General features: G+C 69.6%; 18 protein-coding genes and 2 pseudogenes. 9 read left to right on the top strand and 11 right to left on the bottom strand.

The genetic code is table 11. The annotated features are described in order from the left end of the window. Positions 1 to 113: 113 nt before the first annotated feature. The gene (locus tag ACZ5NH_RS02100) at positions 114 to 2,399 is read right to left on the bottom strand and encodes a SpoIIE family protein phosphatase (protein WP_468772488.1); all 2,286 of its coding nucleotides are present in this window, start codon (positions 2,397 to 2,399) and stop codon (positions 114 to 116) included. Between the two features lie 58 nt (positions 2,400 to 2,457). On the opposite strand from ACZ5NH_RS02100, the gene ACZ5NH_RS02105 reads away from it, so the two are divergent. Next, the gene (locus ACZ5NH_RS02105) at positions 2,458 to 3,276 is read left to right on the top strand and encodes a sugar kinase (RefSeq protein WP_468772666.1); all 819 of its coding nucleotides are present in this window, start codon (positions 2,458 to 2,460) and stop codon (positions 3,274 to 3,276) included. Here ACZ5NH_RS02105 and ACZ5NH_RS02110 read toward each other — a convergent pair. Both ACZ5NH_RS02110 and ACZ5NH_RS02115 read right to left on the bottom strand, forming a co-directional pair. Continuing rightward, on the bottom strand, positions 3,271 to 4,257 hold the full coding sequence (locus ACZ5NH_RS02110) for a L,D-transpeptidase (RefSeq protein ID WP_468772490.1): 987 nt from the start codon (positions 4,255 to 4,257) through the stop codon (positions 3,271 to 3,273). The genes ACZ5NH_RS02105 and ACZ5NH_RS02110 overlap by 6 nt on opposite strands. Positions 4,258 to 4,451: 194 nt before the next feature. Next, a complete protein-coding gene (locus tag ACZ5NH_RS02115) occupies positions 4,452 to 7,268 on the bottom strand; it encodes a SpoIIE family protein phosphatase (protein ID WP_468772491.1) in 2,817 nt (938 codons plus the stop codon). Between the two features lie 91 nt (positions 7,269 to 7,359). On the opposite strand from ACZ5NH_RS02115, the gene ACZ5NH_RS02120 reads away from it, so the two are divergent. Next, positions 7,360 to 8,478 (top strand): PP2C family protein-serine/threonine phosphatase, encoded by a 1,119-nt coding sequence (locus ACZ5NH_RS02120; protein WP_468772492.1) that lies wholly within the window; start codon positions 7,360 to 7,362, stop codon positions 8,476 to 8,478. A 690-nt stretch (positions 8,479 to 9,168) separates the two neighbouring features. On the opposite strand, the gene ACZ5NH_RS02125 is transcribed toward ACZ5NH_RS02120, so the two are convergent. The 5 genes from ACZ5NH_RS02125 to ACZ5NH_RS02145 all read right to left on the bottom strand — a co-directional run bounded on the left by ACZ5NH_RS02125 (position 9,169) and on the right by ACZ5NH_RS02145 (position 12,162). Then, complete coding sequence (locus ACZ5NH_RS02125) at positions 9,169 to 9,417, bottom strand: acyl carrier protein (protein WP_388635922.1); 249 nt, start codon at positions 9,415 to 9,417, stop codon at positions 9,169 to 9,171. An 88-nt stretch (positions 9,418 to 9,505) separates the two neighbouring features. Further along, entirely contained in the window at positions 9,506 to 10,468 is a 963-nt protein-coding gene (locus ACZ5NH_RS02130; protein WP_468772493.1) for an LppY/LpqO family protein, read from the bottom strand. A 390-nt stretch (positions 10,469 to 10,858) separates the two neighbouring features. Then, a complete protein-coding gene (locus ACZ5NH_RS02135; protein ID WP_468772495.1) occupies positions 10,859 to 11,278 on the bottom strand; it encodes a CBS domain-containing protein in 420 nt (139 codons plus the stop codon). 69 nt (positions 11,279 to 11,347) lie between these two features. Then, positions 11,348 to 11,653: a hypothetical protein gene (locus ACZ5NH_RS02140; protein WP_468772682.1), complete on the bottom strand. Its 306-nt coding sequence runs from the start codon at positions 11,651 to 11,653 to the stop codon at positions 11,348 to 11,350. Further along, positions 11,635 to 12,162, bottom strand: coding sequence for an SDR family NAD(P)-dependent oxidoreductase (locus tag ACZ5NH_RS02145; protein ID WP_468772668.1), 528 nt, complete (start codon positions 12,160 to 12,162; stop codon positions 11,635 to 11,637). The genes ACZ5NH_RS02140 and ACZ5NH_RS02145 overlap by 19 nt, the downstream gene beginning before the upstream one ends. Between ACZ5NH_RS02145 and ACZ5NH_RS02150 the strand changes: the two are divergent. Both ACZ5NH_RS02150 and ACZ5NH_RS02155 read left to right on the top strand, forming a co-directional pair. Next, positions 12,148 to 12,234: pseudogene (locus tag ACZ5NH_RS02150) on the top strand (hypothetical protein); the annotation flags it as partial. The gene ACZ5NH_RS02145 and the pseudogene ACZ5NH_RS02150 sit on opposite strands and share 15 nt — an antisense overlap. Positions 12,235 to 12,325: 91 nt before the next feature. After that, entirely contained in the window at positions 12,326 to 12,436 is a 111-nt protein-coding gene (locus tag ACZ5NH_RS02155) for an SDR family oxidoreductase (protein WP_388635930.1), read from the top strand. Positions 12,437 to 12,461: 25 nt separating this feature from the next. Here ACZ5NH_RS02155 and ACZ5NH_RS02160 read toward each other — a convergent pair whose 3' ends face one another. Continuing rightward, positions 12,462 to 12,773, bottom strand: coding sequence for a hypothetical protein (locus ACZ5NH_RS02160; RefSeq protein ID WP_468772497.1), 312 nt, complete (start codon positions 12,771 to 12,773; stop codon positions 12,462 to 12,464). Between the two features lie 469 nt (positions 12,774 to 13,242). Here ACZ5NH_RS02160 and ACZ5NH_RS02165 point away from each other — a divergent pair, with 469 nt between their 5' ends. Together ACZ5NH_RS02165 and ACZ5NH_RS02170 are read left to right on the top strand one after the other, a co-directional pair. After that, positions 13,243 to 13,767 (top strand): transglycosylase SLT domain-containing protein, encoded by a 525-nt coding sequence (locus ACZ5NH_RS02165; protein WP_468772498.1) that lies wholly within the window; start codon positions 13,243 to 13,245, stop codon positions 13,765 to 13,767. Positions 13,768 to 14,220: 453 nt separating this feature from the next. Further along, positions 14,221 to 14,371: pseudogene (locus tag ACZ5NH_RS02170) on the top strand (transposase); the annotation flags it as partial. A 48-nt stretch (positions 14,372 to 14,419) separates the two neighbouring features. On the opposite strand, the gene ACZ5NH_RS02175 reads toward ACZ5NH_RS02170, so the two are convergent. After that, the gene (locus tag ACZ5NH_RS02175; RefSeq protein ID WP_468772500.1) at positions 14,420 to 16,180 is read right to left on the bottom strand and encodes an ATP-binding SpoIIE family protein phosphatase; all 1,761 of its coding nucleotides are present in this window, start codon (positions 16,178 to 16,180) and stop codon (positions 14,420 to 14,422) included. Between ACZ5NH_RS02175 and ACZ5NH_RS02180 the strand changes: the two genes are divergently transcribed. Next, on the top strand, positions 16,170 to 17,090 hold the full coding sequence (locus tag ACZ5NH_RS02180; protein ID WP_388635337.1) for a septum formation family protein: 921 nt from the start codon (positions 16,170 to 16,172) through the stop codon (positions 17,088 to 17,090). The two genes, ACZ5NH_RS02175 and ACZ5NH_RS02180, sit on opposite strands and share 11 nt — an antisense overlap. Positions 17,091 to 17,505: 415 nt before the next feature. Here the strand turns inward: ACZ5NH_RS02180 and ACZ5NH_RS02185 are convergent, their stop codons facing one another. Continuing rightward, complete coding sequence (locus ACZ5NH_RS02185) at positions 17,506 to 18,129, bottom strand: TetR/AcrR family transcriptional regulator (RefSeq protein ID WP_388635335.1); 624 nt, start codon at positions 18,127 to 18,129, stop codon at positions 17,506 to 17,508. A 159-nt stretch (positions 18,130 to 18,288) separates the two neighbouring features. Here ACZ5NH_RS02185 and ACZ5NH_RS02190 point away from each other — a divergent pair, with 159 nt between their 5' ends. Beyond that, entirely contained in the window at positions 18,289 to 19,680 is a 1,392-nt protein-coding gene (locus tag ACZ5NH_RS02190; protein ID WP_468772502.1) for a flavin monoamine oxidase family protein, read from the top strand. Next, on the top strand, positions 19,677 to 20,057 hold the full coding sequence (locus ACZ5NH_RS02195) for an SCP2 sterol-binding domain-containing protein (protein WP_388635331.1): 381 nt from the start codon (positions 19,677 to 19,679) through the stop codon (positions 20,055 to 20,057). Before ACZ5NH_RS02190 ends, ACZ5NH_RS02195 begins: the two co-directional genes overlap by 4 nt. Positions 20,058 to 20,121: the final 64 nt, after the last annotated feature.

Consider the following 20,121-nt stretch of genomic DNA (forward strand, 5'->3'; position numbering starts at 1 on the left):
ACGACCCCCTCCTCGGCCAGGCCGAAGATCATAATGCGCCGCCCGATTCACCCTCACACCGCGCCACGGCAAGGTGACGAGTCCGGTGCCGACACCGTGCCCGTCGTCCGCGGCTACCCCGGCATACCCAGGCGCTGCTGTGCCCAGACCGTCTTGCCCTGCGCGTGGTAGCGGATGCCCCATCCGTCGGCGACGCTCGCGACGATGAAGAGGCCGCGGCCGCCCTCGTCGATCGTGCGGGCGTGCTTCAGGTGCGGAACGCTGTCGCCCGCGTCGCGGACTTCGCAGGTCAGGCGCTCGTCGAGAATGAGACGCAACCGGTACGGCGGCGCGCCGTGGCGCAGCGCGTTGGCGACCAGCTCACTGACGATGAGTTCCGTCGTGAACGCTGCTTCCGCGCTGACCTCCCACGCTTCGAGCCGTCCTAGCACCGTCGCCCGGACCTCCGGGACGGTCGCGAGGTTCCCGGCCAGCGGCAGCGTCAGCACCTGGTCGGCGGGCAGCCCTCGGGCGCGTGCCAGGAGCACCAGTTTCTCGCTCTCGGGGTCGTTGTCCCGCAGCGTGTAGGCGAGCGTGTCGCTGACCTGTTCCAGCGGCAGCTCCGCTCCCTCGCGCAGCACGGTACGCAGCCGCGGTTCGCGCTGCAGCAGGTTCTCGGTGCCGACCGCGAGGATGGTGCCGGCCGGCATCGGGATCTCGGTCGCGGGAAAGGGGGCGTGGTCGGGGCCGGCCAGCACCGGTCCCGCCGGCGTGGGCAGTCTCTCCGCCTCTGCCCCTGGGCGGACCAGGTACGGCTCGGACAGGCCGGCACGGACGAGGGTGCAGGTGTGGTCGACGGAGTCGTACAGGGCGATCAGGCAGCAGGCGGTCAGCGGCTCACGGTGCAGCGGATCCCCGGCGGGGAGCGCCGCCCGCTCGGAGGCGAGCTGCGCGGCGGTGTCGCTGAGCCGTGCCATCAGTTCGTTCGGCTCCAGGTCCAGCGCGGCCAGTGCGTGGATGACCGTCCGCAGCTGTCCCATCGTGGTCGCGGTGGCGACACCCCGGCCGACCACGTCCCCGAGCACCAGTACCGTCCGGCCCCCGGCCAGTTCGATCGCGTCGAACCACGCGCCTCCACCACCCGATCCCGGGATGTGCATGGGGGCCACGTCCATCGTGGACGGTGCCGACGTCCGCTGCGGCAGGAGCCTGCGCTTGATGCTCGCGGCGATGGTCCGCTCCCGGGTGAAGCGGCGGGCGTTGTCGATGCACAGGGCGGCATGGGCGCAGATGTCCGACGTCAGCGGGATGTCCGCCTCGTCGAAGGGTTCCTCGTCCCGGTGCCGGTAGAAGCTGACCACGCCCAGCGCCTCGCCACGCACGGTGAGCGGGGCGACGATCAGGGAGTGCGCGTCCGACCGGACGATGGCGTCGGCCCGCGCCGGGTCCGCCGACAGCCAGGGGCTGTCCTTGGTCACGGTGACGAGCCTGGTCCGCAGGTCGTTCAGGACGCGGGAGAAGGGCGTGCCGTCCGGCAGTCGGCGCACGTCCCCGACCGGGTGAGCGGAAATCAGCCCCTTGAAGGCGGCTCGCCGCAACGGCACGTCCTGGTCCACCGGAGCCAGCGGCGGCTCGTCGCCCCGGATGACGTCCTCGATGACTTCGACCACCACGATGCCCGTGAACGCCGGTGCGATCGCGTCCACCAACTCCTGGCACACAGCCACGACTTCCAGCCGCTCGCCTACCGAGGCGCGGACCTTCTCCAGGAGCTTCAGCCGCTGTAGCGCCCGCTCGTGTTCGGTCACGTCGAGCGCCCAGGCGACGAGGCCCAGCACCTCGCCGTCCGCCCCTTCGAGGCGCACGTAGGACAGGGAGTAGTCCACGGGTCTGCCCGTGCCCCGCTTCGGCACGGCGCGTACGACGCGCTGCAGCACCGGCTCCCCGGTCCTGAGGACCCGGCGCGCCACGGCGCGCTCCTTCTCGGGATCCTCAGGACCCAGGGCCTCGGGAAAGTCCTCGCCGGCCGGGGCGCCCTCCGCCTCCGGCGGTGCTTCGCGCATGGCCCTGCCGGACCGGACGATGCGGAGATCCCCGTCCAGGACGTGCAGGCCGATCGGCGAGTGGACGAACAGCGTCCGCAGGATCGCCAGATCCCGGGCCGCGGTGCCGTCGTCCTGCTCGTCGCGTACCTCCCACGTCAGCGAGTCGCCGGAGACCACCGGCCGTACGGACACCGCGCCCAGACCCGCCAGCAAGGTCCCGCGTCCCACGGTGCCGTCGCCCCCGCCCATCAGCTCGGCCACGGTGCGGCCCTCAGCCTCCTCCCGGGACCGGCCGAGCAGGTACGCCGCCCGCGCGGACCACTCCAGGATCCGCCCGTCGTCGGTGAGGCGCACGAGCACGGCACCGCTCGACATGGCAGCCCACCTCCGCTCCGGCCCGCGCACACGCCACCCTTCCATAGTGGGGTACGTGATGGGCTGGCTCACCTCGGGCAGACGGGTCCGCGCCGCCGTGTCCGCCGCCGGAGTGGACGTCTCGTACGTTCACACCGACGCCCACCACTCCACGGGTCTCCTCGTGAAGGACACCGGCTCGGCCGGCACGCGCGTGCACCACTACAGAGCCGGCTCGGCGGCCTCGACGCTCGGGCCCGAACTGCTGGACCACGAGCCGGTGCGCTCGGCCGGTCTGCTGCACTTCACCGGCATCACACCGGCCCTCTCGCCCCCCTGCCGGGAACTGGTCACAAGGGCCCTGAGCACTCCCGCGGCCCTGCGGCCACTCGCCGTCGGCTTCGATGTCAACCACCGGCCCGCCCTCTGGCCGGACGGCACCGCGGCCACCTTGCTGCGCCGGCTGGCCGACCGGGCGGACATCGTGTTCGTCGGTCTCGACGAGGCGCAAGGTCTGTGGGGCACGGATCTGGCGGTGACCGGTCTGCGGCGCCTGCTTCCGCATCCGCGCATCCTCGTGGTCAAGGACGGCGCCCGCGCCGCCACCGCCTTCACCGGGGACGGCGTCCACACGGTGCCGGCGCTACGGACGACGGTGATGGAGCCCGTCGGCGCAGGCGACGCCTTCGCCGCGGGCTTCCTCGCGGGCCCGCTGCGGGGAGCCGCCCCGGCCCAGGCGCTCAGACTGGGGCACATCACCGCGGTGTCGGCCCTGCAAGTGGCCCCAGATCACGGCCCGTTGCCGGACGCGCAGCAGATCGGACGCCTCCTCGCCCTGCCGGCCCCGGAGTGGGAGGCAGCGTCGAGCGCCGACCGGCGCCGCCACCGCAGCTCATGACAGCGTCGCGGTCGTCCCCTCCCCGGACGCGCTGCCCGCGAGCCACTGGTCCCATGCCAGGTTGAAGTCGGCGTAGCCGTTGTCGGCCGGGGCCTTGGCGCGGGGCGAGCCGGTGATGGTGATGGGGTCGCCCTGCTTGACCTGGCCGTAGAACCACTTGGCGTCCGACATGGACAGGTGGACGCAGCCGTGCGAGCCGCGGGCGCTGCCGCTGCCCGGATTGGGGTCGCCGGTCGAGTAGTGCACGTACGTGCCGGACTGGGTCAGGTGGACGTCCCAGGGCAGCGTCAGGTCGTAGTAGTTGGGGCTGCCCTTGTCGCAGCTGATGCCGACGCTGCAGGAGGTCATGTGGACCTTCTCCTGCTTGTCGATGACGGCCATCGTGCCGTTCCACGTCGGATACTGGGCGCTGCCCGCGTTGATCGACAGGGTGCGCACCAGTTGGCCGTTCCGGGTCACCTTCATGGTGTGGCCGGTCACCGAGACGTCCGCGCGCACGTCGTCGCCGATCGTGAAGGTGTGCGTGTAGTTGCGCACGCCGTAGCGTCCGTTGCCGTTGCCGACGCCCGTCATGTCGGCGTCGATCTTCACCTTGGTGCCGGAGGGCCAGTACGTCTTCGGTCGCCAGTCGGCGCGCCTGTCGCCGAACCAGTGCCAGGCACCGGCCACCGGCTGCGAGGCGCTCACCTTCATGTGCTTCTCCACCGCGGCCCGTGCCTTTGCCGCCACGGGGTTCGTGAAGACGACCGAGATCGGCATGGCCACGCCGACCGTGGTTCCCGCCTGCGGGGTGATCGTGTCCAGCAGCATCGGCGGGCCCGCGGGCTTCGTCGGTGACGGGGAGGTGCTCGCACTCGGCTTGCCCGAGGCCTTCGCGTCGTCCCCGCTCGCCTTGTCACTGCCGCCGCCGCAGGCACTCGCGCCCACCAGCACCGCAGCCGTGACGAGTGCGATCCCTATGCCGCCCTTGCGCCGTCCCACGACCTGCCCCGCTCTCTCGCTCCTCAGCCCTGACGGGCCCGACTCCCTGTCAGACAGCGAAGGCCCGGGCACAGTTGCGTACGTCGCGTAAAACGTGTCCCAAATCTCGGTGCCTCCGTCCGTATGGGAACACCGTCGAAGCGGCCACGCATACAGGCATGCCGAGCGTGCGGCGATCCGGTGGTCAGTTCGGCTCACAAGCCGAGATCATCGAACTGGTCGAGGTCGAACTGGTCGAGAAGGAAGTCGACCGGTGCCAGGCCCGAGGCGGCGGACGTGCCGTCGTGAAGAACCTGCTCCGTCCAGATGACCTTGCCGCGGGTGGTGTACCGCGTTCCCCATCGCTGGGCGAACTGCGCCACCAGGAACAGCCCCCGTCCGCCTTCGTCCGTGGTGGCCGCGCGCCGCAGGCGCGGCGAGGTGCCGCTGCCGTCCGACACCTCGCAGATCAGACAGCGTCCGTGCAGCAGCCGTACGGCGACCGGCGGGGAGCCGTACCGGATCGCGTTCGTGACCAACTCGCTGACGATCAGCTCCGTGGCGAACGCGGAGTCCTCCAGCCCCCACTGCAGCAATGTCTCCCGGCAGCGCGCCCGTACCGAGGGAACCAGCGCCGGGTCCAGTGGCACGTCCCACTCGGCCACACCCGAGGGCGGGAACTTCCGGGTGCGTGCCGTCAGCAGAGCGATGTCGTCGCAGGAGTGCGACGGCTTCACCGCGTCGATCACCGCCTGACACGTCTCCTCCGGCGTGCGGTTCCCGGACCCGGCCAAGGCCCGGTGCAGCCTCTTCATCCCGGCGTCGATGTCGTGGGTGCGGTCCTCCACGAGGCCGTCGGTGAACAGCACCAGTTGTGACCCCTCCGGCAGGGACACATCCACGGCCTCGAAGGGGTAGCCGCCCAGACCGAGGGGCGCGGAGGCCGGCACGGCAGGGCACATGACCGTCCCGTCCGGGCGCACCACCACCGGCTCGGGGTGCCCCGCACGGGCCATCGTGCAGGTCTCCGCCACCGGGTCGTAGACCGCATACAGACAGGTGGCTCCGGCCACCCCGGCGCCCTCGTGGCGGTCTGCGGCATCGCCCGTGTTCTCCTCGTTGTCCATGCGGACCACCAGGTCGTCCAGGTTCCCGAGCACCTCGTCCACGGGCAGGTCCAGGGTGGAGAAGTTGTGCACCGCGGTGCGCAGCCGGCCCATCGTCGCCGCCGCGTGCAGCCCGTGACCGACGACATCACCCATCACCAGAGCCACTCGAGTGCCCGTCAGCGGGATGACGTCGAACCAGTCCCCGCCCACGCCCGCCTCCGCGGGCAGATACCGCCAGGCCACCTCCAGTGCGTCCTGCTCCGGCTGCCTGCGCGGGAGCAGGCTGCGCTGCAGCGTCACCGCCATCGCGTGCTCCCGGGTGAACCGCCGGGCGTTGTCCAGGGCCACCGCCGCCCGCGCGGCCAGTTCCTCCGCGAAGGCGAGGTCCTCCGGCTCGAACGGTGGGGAATCCGCCGTCCGGTAGAAGTTGGCCACGCCCAGCGGCACGTTCCGTGCCCGCAGCGGTACGGCCATCAGCGACCGCAACCCGCACTCCAGGGCCTTCCTGGCGCGCTCCGGATCCTGTTCCTGCCAGCCGTGTGCCTGCCGCAGATCCGCCTCCAGCAAGACCCTTCGCTCCTGCAGTGCCCGCATCTGCGGCGTTCGGCGGGCGAAAGTGATCACTTCGCCCAGCGGATACACCGGCATCATCCGCTGCTCGCCGCCGATCGCCGCCCGGCGCAGATGCCGCCAGCCCTCCGCCGTGGGCTCCCACCCCCGCAGCACCGCTTCGAGCAGATCCACCGTCACGAGGTCGGCGAACTGCGGCGCCGCCACGTCGGCCAGCTCCTGGGCCGTACGCTCCACATCCAGCGTGGTCCCGATCGCCACCCCCGCCTCGTACAGCAGCTTCAGCCGCTCCCGCGCGACCTCGGCCCGCCCCGTGACCACCGCCAGCTCCGTGGTGTCCCGCAGGGTCACCACACTGCCTCCCCGGTCGGCCTGCGGGTACGTCGGCCGCTTGTTCACCGCCAGCAAGCGGTCCCCCGCGAGATGGACCTCATCGGTGACCGACTCCGGCGACGTCAGCAGACCCATGATCGGCTCCGGCAGCCCCAGCTCCCGTACGGGGCGCCCCTGCGCGTCCGCGGGCAGTCCGAGCAGCTGTGTCGCCTCGTCGTTGGCCAGCATCAGCCGTCCGTCGGCGCCGGTGATCAGCACTCCTTCCCGCACCGCGTGCAGGACCGCGTCGTGGTGCTCGTACAGCTGCACCAGTTCTTCCGGGGCCAGGCCGTGCGTCTGCCGCCGCAGCCGCCGGGACACCAGGGTCGTTCCCGTCACGGCCAGCGCCAGCGCGGCCGCGCCGGTGCCCAGGACGATCGGCAGCTGGGGCATCCAGAGTCCCGCGACGGCTTTGACCGTGATTCCGGCGGAGACCAGGCCGACCACCTTGCCGTGCGCGTCGGTCACCGGGACCACCGCCTGTACGGCCGTCCCCTTGCCCGCGGGCAGTGGCGGCCCGCCGGCCTGCTCGACGACGGTACGGCCCTTCAGCGCCGGTGCGATGGTGCCGACGAACTTCTTCCCGATCTCCCGCGGATAGGGATACGTGTAGCGAATCCCCTTCGTGTTCATGACGACGACGAAATCCACACCCGCACGCTTCCGCGCCGCCTCGGCCCGAGGCTGGAGCAACGCCGGCGGATCGCGGCTCTGCAGCGCCGCGGACACGCCAGGAGCGCTCGCGAACGACTGGGCCGCGACGACCGACTCCCGTCGCCCCAGTTGCAGAGCGTCACGCGCCGTCTGGAGCACCGTGGCCCCCACCGCGGCCACGACCAGCAGGATCACGATCAGGACCTGGAGAAGGAACACCTGACCGGCCGCACTGCGCAGGTCCAGCACGGGAGTGCGACGTTCGCGTGAGCGTCCGACGGGCGGATGACGTTCCGGGCTTCCAGGACGCCCGGAAAATACCTCCATACACCCTTGATAACACCACAGGGGAGAGGCTGACGCTGATCCATCCCGTCGCACGGTACGAAGCCCGTTATGCCCCATTAAGATACCTTTTATGATCAGGACAGGACGGCCTCGGCGTCACCGCCCTCTGTACGGTGGCCGACCCGAGCCCGTACTGCTCTCCCCCCTGCTTCTCACCGTCCTCATCGCCGGCCTGGCCTTCGCCACCCCCAGGGAGATCGCCTTCAGCCGCCTCCTGCCGGCCGCACCCGCCCTCGCCGCCGCGATGTGGCCCGTACTCTCGACGATCCTGCTGGGGGCGTTCTGCCTGCTGGTCATGATCGGGCTCAGCTTCGTCTACTCCGATCTGGGAACGCCCTACACGGCGGCTGCGATCGTTGCGGTCACTTTGGCGGCCGCCTATACGAGCCATCTCCGACTCCAGCGAGAGGAGACACTCTTCCAGATCCGGCTCGTCGCCGACGCGGCGCAGCAGGTGCTGCTGCGCCCGCTGCCGCGCCGGGTCCAGGACGTCGAGATCGAGTCGCTGTATCTGGCGGCCCAGGAGCAGGCCCGCATCGGGGGCGACTTCTACGAGGTCGCCGACACGCCGTACGGGGTTCGGCTGCTCATCGGTGACGTGCGCGGCAAGGGACTGTCGGCGGTGGGAGCGGCCTCCGCGGTGATCAACTGCTTCCGGGAGAACGCGTACGACCAGCCCGACCTGAGGGGCATCATCCATCGCCTGGAGACCAGCATGTGCCGCTACAGCGTCGCGATCCTCGACCCGGACCAGCCGGAGCACTTCGCCACCGCTCTGATCGCCGAGATCCCGTACGGCGGTGGGCACGCGAAGATCCTCAACTGCGGGCATCCCCCACCACTGCTGATGCAGAACGGAGAGATCCGCGTCCTTGAGCCCACCGTTCCCTCGCCGCCCCTCAATCTCGCGGCGCTCCTCGGAGACGACTACCACGTCGACACCATCACCTTTGCCTCGGGCGACCAGATGCTGCTCTACACCGACGGCGTGACGGAGACCCGGGACCGCACCGGCACGTTCTTCCCGCTGCCGGAGTGGATGCGGCAGCTCGGCCCGGCAGCGCCCCGTGAGCTGCTGGACCAGCTGCACCAGGATCTGCTCCACTACAGCGGCGGAAGGCTCGACGACGACATCGCGGCCGTCGCCGTCCGCTGCAGGCACCCCGTAGTTCAAGAGGGCTCTGCGTAGGTGACCGGAAGCCGGATCGGGGGCCTTCCTCGCGGCTGACCACAGGTGCCCGCCGTGCCACGTGGGACCGGCCCCTCACGGTGGCCGGGCACGGATCACCCCTGAGCTCTCGCCCCGTTCCTGCGGTACGGCATGGACAGCGTCGACGATCGACCTGGCGAGGTGTTCCGTAAGGGGATCCCTCAACGGAAACACCGGCCGACGGGAACGGAGATCCAGGTCAGGTCTCACTCGCGTTCGAGGACGCCGTCGTCGAGGCGCTGCTCAGAAGTGAATCGCACGGTCGTGGCTTTCGGGAGTGCTCTGGAACGGCGCTCCCGGACGACCTATCGCCCGACCGTGACCCCGGAGGGGAGCACCCATGTCGATACTGCGTTCACGGGTACCACCTCCTCGTTCTCTCGCACGGCCCCCGGAAAACCAGCAACGGTCACCGTGGTCCGCCAACGCGTTTTTTGCGGCGGCTCCGTGGCCGGATGCCACGGAGCCACTCGCCTGCAGGCCAAGGCCGTGTCGCCAAGGGTTTCGGGCGCCTTCGCCCCCAGCGCGGACCTCACCGGCGCCACCGGCCCCTCGGCGTGCGTCCACGCCCGGCCGTGCACGAACGTACGCAACCGCCGCGCCCACTCGGCGGCGTCGGGCGCACGTTCGCGGCGCACGCTGAGGGCTGTCTGTCCGGGGAACGGCGGCTCAGGTCCGGTGGCTGAGGATGTAGGCGACAGCATCGCCGACGGTCTGGAGGCTCTTGACGGCCTCGTCCGGGATCGTGACGTCGAAGCGCTCCTCGACAGCCACAACGACCTCGACCATGGACAGCGAGTCGATGTCCAGATCATCGGTGAACGACTTGTCCGGTTGGACGTCCTCCGCCGGGATCCCGGCGATCTCGTGCACGATCTCGGCGAGAACGGCGACGGCGTTCTCCTGAACGACAGTCATGTCATGTGCTCCTTTGCGGATATCGAGAGGGTGTGGCAGGCGGCCTGCGTACCGGACTGCGGGTGTCGGGGGTGTGGTCGCGGGCCGCTCAGGTGCTGGGTGCGTGGAGTTGGTCGAGACCCGCACGCAGGCTGTGGGCCAGGGCGGTGGCCTGCCCGGTTGCCCAGAAGTGCAGGTAGAACAGGCGGGGTTGCTCGTGGAGCATGTGATTGTGCAGCTCGATGATCGTGATGCCCCGGGAGCGTAGTGCCTTGATCACCGGGTTGACCTGGTCGGCCGTCATGACGAAGTCACCGTTGACGGCTGCGCGGCCTGCGCCCAGCGGCTGGAACATCAGCAGGGTGGATGCCTCCATCAGGTACGGCAGGGTCACCCGCGCCCGGGTGTCGGTCACCTTCTGGGTCACGGGGACGTGGAAGTGGTAGGTGCCGTGCTCGATCTCACCCTTGGCGCCGATGACGCGGTCCAGTGCGGCCGTGTCCAACGCGAGCGGGGAGTGAGTCTCGCTCGGCCGGCGCGCGGGGATGCCGGTGGCGGCCAGCGCGGCGTGCACGGCGTGCGCGATGTGCACCGGCTCGCCGTAGGCGGCGTAGTGCAGCCACCACAGACGGGGGGACTCCGCCTGGAGGTGCTTGTGGATCGCGGTGATCTCCACGCCGCCCTGTTGCAGGCGGTCGGCCACCTTGCTCAGTTCGTCCTCGGTGAGGGTGGCTTCACCGATCACGACGACCTTGCCGGGCGACGTCTCGTGGAAGGACGCCTCGGCGCCGAGTTCCATCCCCGGGCTCTCGGTGATGCCCGCGTTGACCACGTGCAGGTCGGTGCGCAGCCATTCGGCGGTGTGTACACCGCCGTCCTCAGCGGCCAGCTCCGTGCCGATGGCCCGTTGCACCGCCGTCCAGTTCACGCCCGGCGAGTGCACCGGGGCCGCCTCGATGTCAGCCGGCCCCTCGGGGGTGCAGCCGGAACAGAGCAGGCCAAGGGCGCCGGCCAGGACCGCGACAGCCATCGTGACGCGACCGCGGCAGGGGTGGTGGACGCGGGTGGCCAAGAACGCCTCCTGAATCTCGTCGCCGAGGGCTGTCGTGCGAATTGCTGCCTGGTGGCAGTTTCTGCATCGTGCGGTCCCGAACGACGGCGGCGCGCCACGCGGGCGGCCGCCCGTCACTCCGGTGGGCACTGGCGTGCGGCACGTCGGCACCGACAGCAAGATCTCGTGGGTCGGCCGGGCCGGCCGAGCCAGCCGGACCAAAGGCCAGGTACACCGGCACCTACAGCCGGTTCGGTTGGCCCGGCTCGTCAGGCAGGCGGCCGTCCGCCGCGATTCCATCGCGGCGGACGGCCGTGTCGTGCAGGCGTACGTCGGATACGTCGTAGAGGGATCGGATACGTCGTAGAGGCAAGGAACCATCGACGATCCGCCGTGAGCGGAATGGCTCCCTCAGCGATTCGGTTCAGCGGCGCTGATATCGGCCAGGGCCGAGCCCGGGTCCCTCTCGACGGCCAGGTCGCCGAGGCTGAGGGCACCGACGAGGTGGCCGTCGTCGACGACCGGCAGCCGCCGCAGGGCCTTGTCGCGCATCAGCCGGACCGCCTGGTCCACCGCGTCCTGCGACGAGCAGGTGATCAGGTCGGTGCTGCACACGTCCGCGACGGTTGTGGTGTCGGGATCGCGATGCTCGGCGATGGCCCTGATCACCAGGTCGCGGTCGGTCACCAGGCCCCGGACATGGTCGGCGTCCCCGACGATGACGTCGCCGATGTCCCGCTCCCGCATGAGCCGTGCCGCCTCGGTGAGCGGCGTCGTCTCGGTCACCGTCACCGGGTCCGACGTCATGATCTCCCGTACTTGCTGAGCCATGGGTACCTCCACCTGCCTTCCGCGACGGGCACCGGCCTGTGCCCGTGACGGCGGCCGAGTACCCGACCGTCACTTCGGCCACGCCAGGTGCGCCAAGCCAACAGGGAGCGTGAGCCGCAGGGTGTCGGCGCCACCACGGCACCGGGCCGCGGTCGTTGTGGAACTGGCCCGTGGGACCGTCGTCGGCGAGATTTGCGAACGCGACGACGACCACGGCGCCTTCGCCGACACCGTCCGGGTGCCCTGTCCCTTGCTCATGTCGGTCGCGACATAGCCGGGTGTCACAGCGTTGATCTTGATGTGCGCGAGATCCGGGTCCGCGGCGAACGCTCGCGCGTACTGGAGTGTGAGCATGTTCAGCGCCGTTTTGGACACCGAGCAGCCGATGCGGTGGGCGGCGTCGCCGCCGAGTCCGTGTCGGCTGCGGTGAGCGACAACGACACCGTGGTGCTGGACACGCTCACGTTCCGTGGGTGCGCGGAGCTGCGCAGGAGCGGCAGCATCTCGTGCACCATGGTCGCCGCTCCGAGCAGGTTGAGCTCACAGACGGAGCGGAACTCGGCGGCGGTCAACCGGGCGGCGGACGCTTCGACCATCACACCGGCATTGTTGACCAGCACATCCAGACGCCCGTACGTCCTGCCGATCTCGTCGGCCACCGAGCGGACATCCTCGGGGTCGGTCACGTCCAGTTCCATGCCTGTGGCCGACAGCCCTCGGTCTGTGAGCTGCCGGGCCGTGGCTTCACCGACCTCGGCGTCGCGGCTGCCGAGTACCAGCGCGTACACCGCGAAGATCAGAGTCAGCACCGCGCTGGAGAAGCTGAAACGCTCCCGGTGGACGTCAATGCCAGCTCGGTCGCCGCCCGCATGGGTGGGATACACGGCGCCGTCGCCTGTACAACGACCGAGGGCGCCGTCGAAACCCTCACCCGGGGCCTGGCCAACGAGGTGGCGCAGGAGGGCAGCCACCTCAACGCCGTGGCCCCCGGCCTGGTCGACACCGACATGGCCCCGCCAGACCTGGCCGAACTCGCCGAGACAACCGATGGGCCGCCCGGCCCAGCCTCGGGAAGTGGCCGAGGCGGTCGGCCGGCTGATGTCACCGGCGGCCTCCTACGTGACCGGCACGACAGTCACCGTGTCCGGCGGGCGGTAGGAGAAGGCCGTCCTTCGCGCGGGTCTCATTCCCCGGCGTCGATGGCCTCCCGCAGTTGCGGCCCGAGCTCATCCCGTACGTAGACCTCTGGATCCTTGCCTGCCAAGGCACCCTCGACGACCGGAATGTGTCTCTCCTCGGCCGCTGTCCGCAAGTCACTCCGCGATTCCTCAGGCACTCCACCACCGATCACGAGGCCGTCGACCGCGCCAGTCTCCAGCCGCGCCACCGCCTCCTCGTCACGGGTGACGCCTGTCACGTCGAAACCCTGCTGCCGCAGCAGTGAGGCGACGCGGTCGATCAGGGGCTGGTCACGATCGAGGATCAAGATGTGCACGGCGATCTCCCATCAGAGCTGCTGATCTCTCACAACCGTGCCCGTTTCCGATCGCGTACGCGGTCAGGCGGGGCCGTCATCGCCCACCGCCGGCTGGTACTCACCGGGCCGCAAGGTGAACCGGAACGCTGCAAAACCCGATCTGGAGGGGCCGGAGTCGTGACGCTGCCCACGAGAGCGGGATCACATCCTAAAGACGGCCGTAGGTCCATATATGCCTGAACAGGGAAGATGACTTCTAACTTACCCATTTAGGACATTTTCTCCGTAGTGGGGTAGTACGTCACATCATTGCGCCGCGCTCAACCGGCCCGTAAACATTGCTGTCGTCGCCGGGACACACCGGCCGGACCGAGCGGGACACCGCCGGATCGGCCCGCTCGCGACGCAGCCCGGGGCATCGCCCCACGCCACCGCGACCGACAGCGGCCGGCACCGACTACGTCCTTTCGTGGAGAGTTCCTTCCGTATGACCATGATCAACCGCACCCGCATCGCTCGCCTGCGCACCCTCGCCCTCACCGGCATCACCACGACCGGCGCGGCGGCCGTCGCCCTCACTCTGATGCCCGCGAACGCCCAGGCCGCCGAAGCGACGCAGGTGTCGGCCTCCTCCGTGGTCAAGACGTCCTCGCACGACAGCAGCACCGGCACCCGGTCCACGGCCGGCACCGCCAACAGCCTCGACGGCTGGATCAAGCAGTCTCTGCAGATCATGAAGGCCAAGGGCATCCCCGGCAGCTACGAGGGCCTCAAGCGCAACATCCTGCGCGAGTCCGGTGGCAACCCCAACGCCCAGAACAACTGGGACGTCAACGCCAAGCAGGGCACCCCCTCCAAGGGCCTGCTCCAGGTCATCGACCCGACCTTCAACACCTACCACGTCGCCGGTACCGCCAAGAGCGTCACCGACCCGGTGGCCAACATCACCGCGGCCGCCAACTACGCGGCCCACCGCTACGGCTCCATCGACAACGTCAACTCCGCGTACTGATAGGGGTTTACCGGGTGCACGCTGGTCCCCGGTCGCCGTGGACAAGGCACTGACGGCCTGGCCGTAGCGCCCAACGTCTGAAGGTAAGCGCCGAGTTCGGGTACGTCTCCCGTGGTCGAGCCATGGCCGCGCCGGTGAACACCCGCACTCCTAAAGTGGGTGTCGCAGGTTCGAAGCCTGCCGGGGCACAACGCATTACCGCTCTGACCTGGGGTTCCCTCCCCAGGCAGGGGCCTATTCGGCCTCGGACACCTCGTCCGGGGCCGTTTGCGTGAGCGGTGCGTGCGCGGACGGAGAGTTGATCTCCCGAACATCGCCCGACGGACCAGCATCAACCGGCACGGACTCTTCCGGCTTGTCTCGCCCGGGCGCCGCTGCGGAAGCGGCTCTTTCGGAGACAGCGCGGGCCCGTGGTACGAGCCGGGCTGCGGCCTCGGCGATCGCCAGGTCAGCATCGCGGTCGGCGTCAACGCCGACGGGCACCGCGAGATCCTCGGCCCGGGCGTCACCACCGCCGAGGACGGCAGCCGGCTGGCTGGCATTGCTGCGGTCGCTGATCACCCGCGGTCTGACCGGCGTCCAGCTCGTCATCTCCGACGCTCACAGGTGCCAATCGGAATGTAAGTCGAGGGCTTCGGACGGTCCAGCCCGGTCACGCGACCGGTGCCAGGTCGGGGGTGACGGGAACTGATGGGGCGGCCGGCTGCTCGGCCCAGACGATCTTCCCGGTGGGGACGAAGCGGGTGCCCCATCGCTCGGCGAGCTGAGCGACGATGAAGATTCCGCGGCCGCCTTCGTCCCTGTCCGTTGCGTAGCGCAGGTGCGGAGAGGTGCTGCTGTTGTCGCCGACCTCCACCACCAGGGTGGTATCGAGCAGAAGGCGCAGGTGGGCAGGGGGTGTCCCATAGCGGATGGCGTTGGTGACCAGCTCGCTGAGGATCAGTTTGGTAGTGAATGCCGTCTCCCCCAGGTTCCAGTCGGCCAGCTTCGCGGACACCTCGGCGCGCAGGTCGGGCACTGCGGCGGGAAAGGCCGGGATGTCCCATTCGGCGATACGGTCATGCGGAAACGTACGGGTGCGGGCGATCAGGAGAGCGACGTCATCGACTGGACGGGCGGGGAGTACCGCCTCCAGGACCGTCTGGCACGTCTCCTCCGGGTCGAGCCCCGCACCGGAGAGCGTGTCGCACAGCAGCTTCAGGCCAGCCCCGACATCACGGTAACGGTTCTTGATGAGCCCGTCGGTGTAGAGCACGAGCTGGGTGTTATCCGACAGTTGCTGCTCGACAGCCTCGAAGCGCAGACCGCCGACGCCGAGCGGAGGTCCTTCGGGCAGGTCGAGAATCTCCACGCGGCCGTCTGGACGGACGATGGCAGGCGGGAAATGACCGGCCCTTGCCATCGTGCAGCTCCCGGAGACCGGGTCGTAGATCGCATACAGACACGTGGCCGCGATGGTCCCCTCTTGGCCGGCGCCCGCTTCGGCGTCCATTTGCTTGACCACGTCGTCGAGGCGGGCCAGTAGTTCGTCCGGCGGCAGGTCGAGGGTGGAGAAATTGAGGACCGCGGTGCGCAGCCGCCCCATGGTGACCGCGGAGCGCAGGCCGTGGCCGACCACGTCCCCGACCACCAGAGCGGTGCGGAAGCCCGGGAGAGGGATCACGTCGAACCAGTCCCCACCGACCTCGGCCTCGGCCGGCACGTAGCGGCACGCCGCCCGGACGGCACAGGTGTCCGGCAGCACATGGGGCAGCAGGCTGCGCTGCAAGGTGGTGGCGATGGCGCGCTCACGGGAGTAGCGCCGAGCCAGCTGAGAGACCGCGAGACCGACGCCGAGCAGCAGCCCGGCGGTGACGATGTCGGCCGCGCGGTTGAAGCGGATGAAGGTTCCGTACGGAGCGGTGAAGAAGAAGGCGAACCACACGGCGGCGGACAGGGCCGTCAGGACCGCGACCCAGCGGTAGCTGAGGGCAGCCACCGTCGCGACGACCAACATCAGGATCAGAGCCACGTTGTTCTGGGACAGGGTGGCTCGGACGGGGAGCAGCAGCGCGCATACGGCGAGCGGGACTGTCACTGCCGCAAGGAGCGCGGCCAACCCCCTGATGAGACCACGAGGCATGCGCACCTCCCTCCTCTCCGGTCTAGCAGGGCTCACGCGGCGCGGCCAGTCGATACGGGTCTGGCCGGAACCTCGGGTCGAGGCCCTCGACGGCGTCTGCGACCCTGCGGAACCTGCGGGGAATGACGGGCATGCGCGGCGTCCAGCGCCCCGGCGTGCCGAATTCTCGCCGTGGGCCGGATCAGGCGGGGGGCACGTGCGCACTGGGGTGTCAGAGATGCCTGGTGGTGTGCGAAGATCCGGCTCCGCACAGGTGTTTGCCGAGGTCGACCGGAGATCCATGTCCGCCATGCCGCTGCCCACGTCGTCTGAGCCCGGCTCCAAGCGCCACCAGAAGCGCCGCGGACTAGCGATCGTGGGTGTGCTGGCACTCGGTGGGGCCGTGCTCGCGATGAGCCTGATCAGCAGGGCATTCTCCGGTGACGCCGACGAAAATCCGGACAAGCGGATGTCCGGCGCAGGCGACGGGTCGGCCGTGAGCCTCGCGGTGGGCGACTGCTTCACCAGCTCGCAGCACAATGAGGTCTACTCCGCGGTACCCGTGTCGTGCTTCCGGCCACACGACGGCGAAGTGTTCGCCACGGTCGCTCTCACCGGGTCCAGCGGCGCCGACGATGTCCTTGCAAAGCAGTCGTACCACCAGTGCAGCGATCGGCTGACCGACTACGTCATGGACGATTGGTCCTTGCCCCACACGACGGGCGTCAACTACTACTACCCGACCAGTGAGGTCCAGCAGGCGGGCAACAGGACCACCACCTGCTTCACGGCCGACACGAACGGCCGGACCACTGGCAGCGTACGCGTGCAGGAGACCAGCCTGGCAGCAGACCAGCTTGCCTTCCTCAGGCTGGAGCTGGCCTCCGCGCGCGTCTTCAAGACCTATCCGCACCTGGGCAGCACGGCCGCCAATCGTGCCTGGGCTGCAAAAATGGCGGCCGCACTGGACCATGAAGCAGATGGCCTCGAAGCCGCCCACTGGTCGGCCGGTGCGAGGCCCAAGGTCACCGCCTACGTCGGGGAGCTTCGAAGGAGCGCCGAGCTGTGGCGCAAGGCCGTGGCGGCACGTTCTGACAACAGTTACTGGGCTCGTTCCGACGACGCCTGGAACCAACCTTCCTACAAGTACCAGCGGGACGTCCGGAAGGCTCTGGGACTGGCTTCGGATCTCCCCGCCACCTCTTTCGGGCCACCGTTCTAGGTTCGACACGCCCCGGGTTGCTGATCGAGCCCGCCTGATTGAGCCGCCTGTCGAACCGAAGCGCCCTCAGCACAATTCAGTGCGTTCGGGCGCACGGTGGAAGCGGTGGCCGGCCCCATCCTGTCGGGTAGCTACCCGGCGTGGATAGCTGCTCGCCGATCCCTCCCGCTGGATGCCGTCAAGGCATGGCGGATCCTCGCCAAGCTCCGCACCGGCCCCGACCGCGCCACCGCCCTGCCCGGAGGAGGTACGAAGACCTCCCTCACGTCTGGTTCAGGAAGTGTGCCCGAAGCCGGTCGAGTGGACGGCCGCCAATCGTTCCTGGGCTGCGAAGACGGCGGCCGCGCTGGACCGTGAGGCCTGATCGATGCGCGTGCTGGGGTCCAGTCTGTGGTTGCGTAGTCGCCGGTCGCGGCTACGCGGGGCTATCAGTTTCCGGGGACGGAAGCGCGGGGGCGAGGCCGGCCAGCGAGAGGGCGCAGGTGATCACGTTTTCGATGTCGCGCCGGGACTGTTCGTCCTCGTGGTGTACCTCGTACTGGATGATCAGTCCGTCGATCGCCGCGACGAGGAACCGCGTCAGCGCCGCCAGGTCCATCGGCGGTGGTGAGGTCTCGTGGGCCAGCGCGGAGCGGAAGACGTCTTCGACGCAGGCGCAGTAGCGGGTGTACTGCCAGGCGGCGAGCCACTCGAAGCCGGGGTTGCGGCGGCAGTAGATCATCAGCTCGTACTGCATCAGCTGGAGCCCGTCGTCGCCCACCACGAAGGCCCAGAAGGCGCGGGCTGCGTCGCCGATCGCCGTGGCCAGTCCCTTTTCGGGCGTAACCGCATTGCGCAGGATCTGCTCGACCTGCTCGGTCACCGTGCCGATGACGGCGGTCAGCAGTTCGTCCTTGCCTCGGAACGCGTAGTGGATCGCGGCCTGCGCTGTTCCGGCATGTTCGGCGATGCGGCGCGTCGTGGCACGGTCCAGACCTTCGCGGGCCATGACCTCGATGGCGGCCTTCACGAACTGCTCGCGGCGCTCTTCGACCTTCATCCGAGGCAGGTTCGTCACCTTCTTCCCCAGGTTCGCGACCGGGTCTTCCGGTCACCTCTTGACACCTTCACCGAAGCATACTTCACTCTGGCCACCCGACCTGGTCAGCTGACCAATTCAGCCGACCTGTTCATCTGACCAAACCTGGAAGGTGGCCCCGTGCCCGAGAATTACGACACCGACGTCGTCATCGTCGGCGCTGGACTGGCCGGGCTGACCGCCGGCCGCACCCTGCACACTCAAGGCGTGGACGTGCTTGTTCTGGAAGCGCGTGACCGGGTAGGTGGGCGCACCTGCTCCGTTGTCGAGGACGACGGGCGGTTGGTGGAGTACGGCGGGCAGTGGATCGGCCCGACCCAGGACCGGATCAACGCGCTCGTCGAGGAGTTCGGTCTGGCGACGTTCACTCAGTACAGCGACGGGGACAACCTGCAACGCACCGAGGACGGCAGACTGCTGCGCTACCACGGGGCGATCCCCACCGGGGATCCGGTGGTGGCCGCGGACCTCATGGAGGCCATGGTCGAGCTGACCGCGCTGGCCGCCGAGGTCGGCGCCGAGGCCCCGTGGTCCCACCCGCAGGCCGCTGTGCTGGACGCCACCACCGTCGAGAGCTGGATCGGCGCGCAGCCGTACTGCGAGGGCGCGAAGGAGTGGCTGCGCGCCTTCACCCGCGCCCTGTTCCCCGCCGAGCCGGGGGAGGTGTCGCTGCTGCACGCGCTGTTCTACATCGCCTCCGGCGGCGGCGTGGAGCGGATGATCGGGGTGATCAACAGCGCGCAGGAGACCCGCCTGAGCGCCGGAGCGATGGGCGTCTCGCTCGGCCTGGCCGGGGTGCTCGGCGACCGGGTCCGCCTGTCCTGCCCGGTCCACCGGATCGACCAGGACGACAGTGGTGTCGTCGTGCACCACGAGCAGGGGCGGGTGCGTGCACGCTACGCCGTCGTCGCGGTCCCGCCGCCGCTGGCCGGCCGGCTGCGCTACAGCCCGGCGCTGCCGGCCCTGCGCGACCAGCTGACCCAGCGGGTGTTCATGGGCTCGGCCATCAAGACGACCGTGGTCTATCCCGAGCCGTTCTGGCGCGCCGACGGCCTGTCCGGGCACAGCACAGGACACAACACCTTGACCTTCGACCAGAGCCACCCGGACCGTGCGGAGGGCGTGCTGGTCAGTTTCACCGACTGTGACGCCGCCCGGCGCGCGCTGCGGATGAGCCCCGAAGAACGGCAGCAGCAGGTCGTGGCCGAACTGGTCTCGGTCTTCGGCCCCAAGGCCGCGCAGCCGATCGCGACCTACGAGAAGGTGTGGCTCGAGGAGGAGTGGTCGCGCGGCTGCTACACCGGAATCCTGAGCCCGGGCACCTGGTCCACGCTGGGCCCGGCGCTGCGCGAGCCGGTCGGCCGGATCCACTGGGCCGGCACCGAGTACGCCACCGTGTGGAGCGGCTACATGGACGGCGCGGTGCGCTCGGGCGAGCAGGCTGCCGCCGCGGTGGCGGCCGAGCTGGACATGGGCGCCGGGCTGAGCGAGTCGGTGGAGGCCGCCCGATGAGCGAAACGATCCGTGAGAGCGTCGGGGCGGACGAGCTGTTGGACGCGCTGAGCGAGTACGCGACCAAGGCTGGGGCCAGTCCCCGGGTCGGCAAGACGCTCGGCGGCTGGAACTGCCGCATCCACATCCTGGCCACCGACCACGACGCGGCCTTCACCCTGGTGATCTCCGGCGGAAAACCCGCAACGCCGACGGCCGGCATGTCCGGCGCGGCCGATCTGGTGGTGCGCGGCCACAGCTTCGACCTGGCCGAGATCTTCTGGGGCGACGCGAACCCGGTGTCCAACTACATGCAAGGAGCGATCCGCACCCAGGGCCGGGCCGAGGACGTCATGCGCCTGGACGCGATGGCGATGTTCGTCTTCCTGGGCCAGTAGCCGACACCGCGCGGCACAGGCTCGTGCCGGGGCGTGGCCCCACGCCCCGGCTTGCTTGCCCGCC

It is taken from the genome of Streptomyces sp. NPDC031426 (assembly GCF_055581585.1).

Bases quoted from the DNA above. Each gene is read 5' to 3' on its own strand.
- ACZ5NH_RS02100 (WP_468772488.1), bottom strand. From the start codon at position 2,399: ATGTCGAGCGGTGCCGTGCTCGTGCGCCTCACCGACGACGGGCGGATC.
- ACZ5NH_RS02105 (WP_468772666.1), top strand. From the start codon at position 2,458: ATGGGCTGGCTCACCTCGGGCAGACGGGTCCGCGCCGCCGTGTCCGCC.
- ACZ5NH_RS02115 (WP_468772491.1), bottom strand. From the start codon at position 7,268: ATGGAGGTATTTTCCGGGCGTCCTGGAAGCCCGGAACGTCATCCGCCC.
- ACZ5NH_RS02120 (WP_468772492.1), top strand. From the start codon at position 7,360: ATGATCAGGACAGGACGGCCTCGGCGTCACCGCCCTCTGTACGGTGGC.
- ACZ5NH_RS02125 (WP_388635922.1), bottom strand. From the start codon at position 9,417: ATGACTGTCGTTCAGGAGAACGCCGTCGCCGTTCTCGCCGAGATCGTG.
- ACZ5NH_RS02135 (WP_468772495.1), bottom strand. From the start codon at position 11,278: ATGGCTCAGCAAGTACGGGAGATCATGACGTCGGACCCGGTGACGGTG.
- ACZ5NH_RS02155 (WP_388635930.1), top strand. From the start codon at position 12,326: ATGGGCCGCCCGGCCCAGCCTCGGGAAGTGGCCGAGGCGGTCGGCCGG.
- ACZ5NH_RS02165 (WP_468772498.1), top strand. From the start codon at position 13,243: ATGACCATGATCAACCGCACCCGCATCGCTCGCCTGCGCACCCTCGCC.
- ACZ5NH_RS02180 (WP_388635337.1), top strand. From the start codon at position 16,170: ATGTCCGCCATGCCGCTGCCCACGTCGTCTGAGCCCGGCTCCAAGCGC.
- ACZ5NH_RS02175 (WP_468772500.1), bottom strand. From the start codon at position 16,180: ATGGCGGACATGGATCTCCGGTCGACCTCGGCAAACACCTGTGCGGAG.
- ACZ5NH_RS02185 (WP_388635335.1), bottom strand. From the start codon at position 18,129: ATGAAGGTCGAAGAGCGCCGCGAGCAGTTCGTGAAGGCCGCCATCGAG.
- ACZ5NH_RS02195 (WP_388635331.1), top strand. From the start codon at position 19,677: ATGAGCGAAACGATCCGTGAGAGCGTCGGGGCGGACGAGCTGTTGGAC.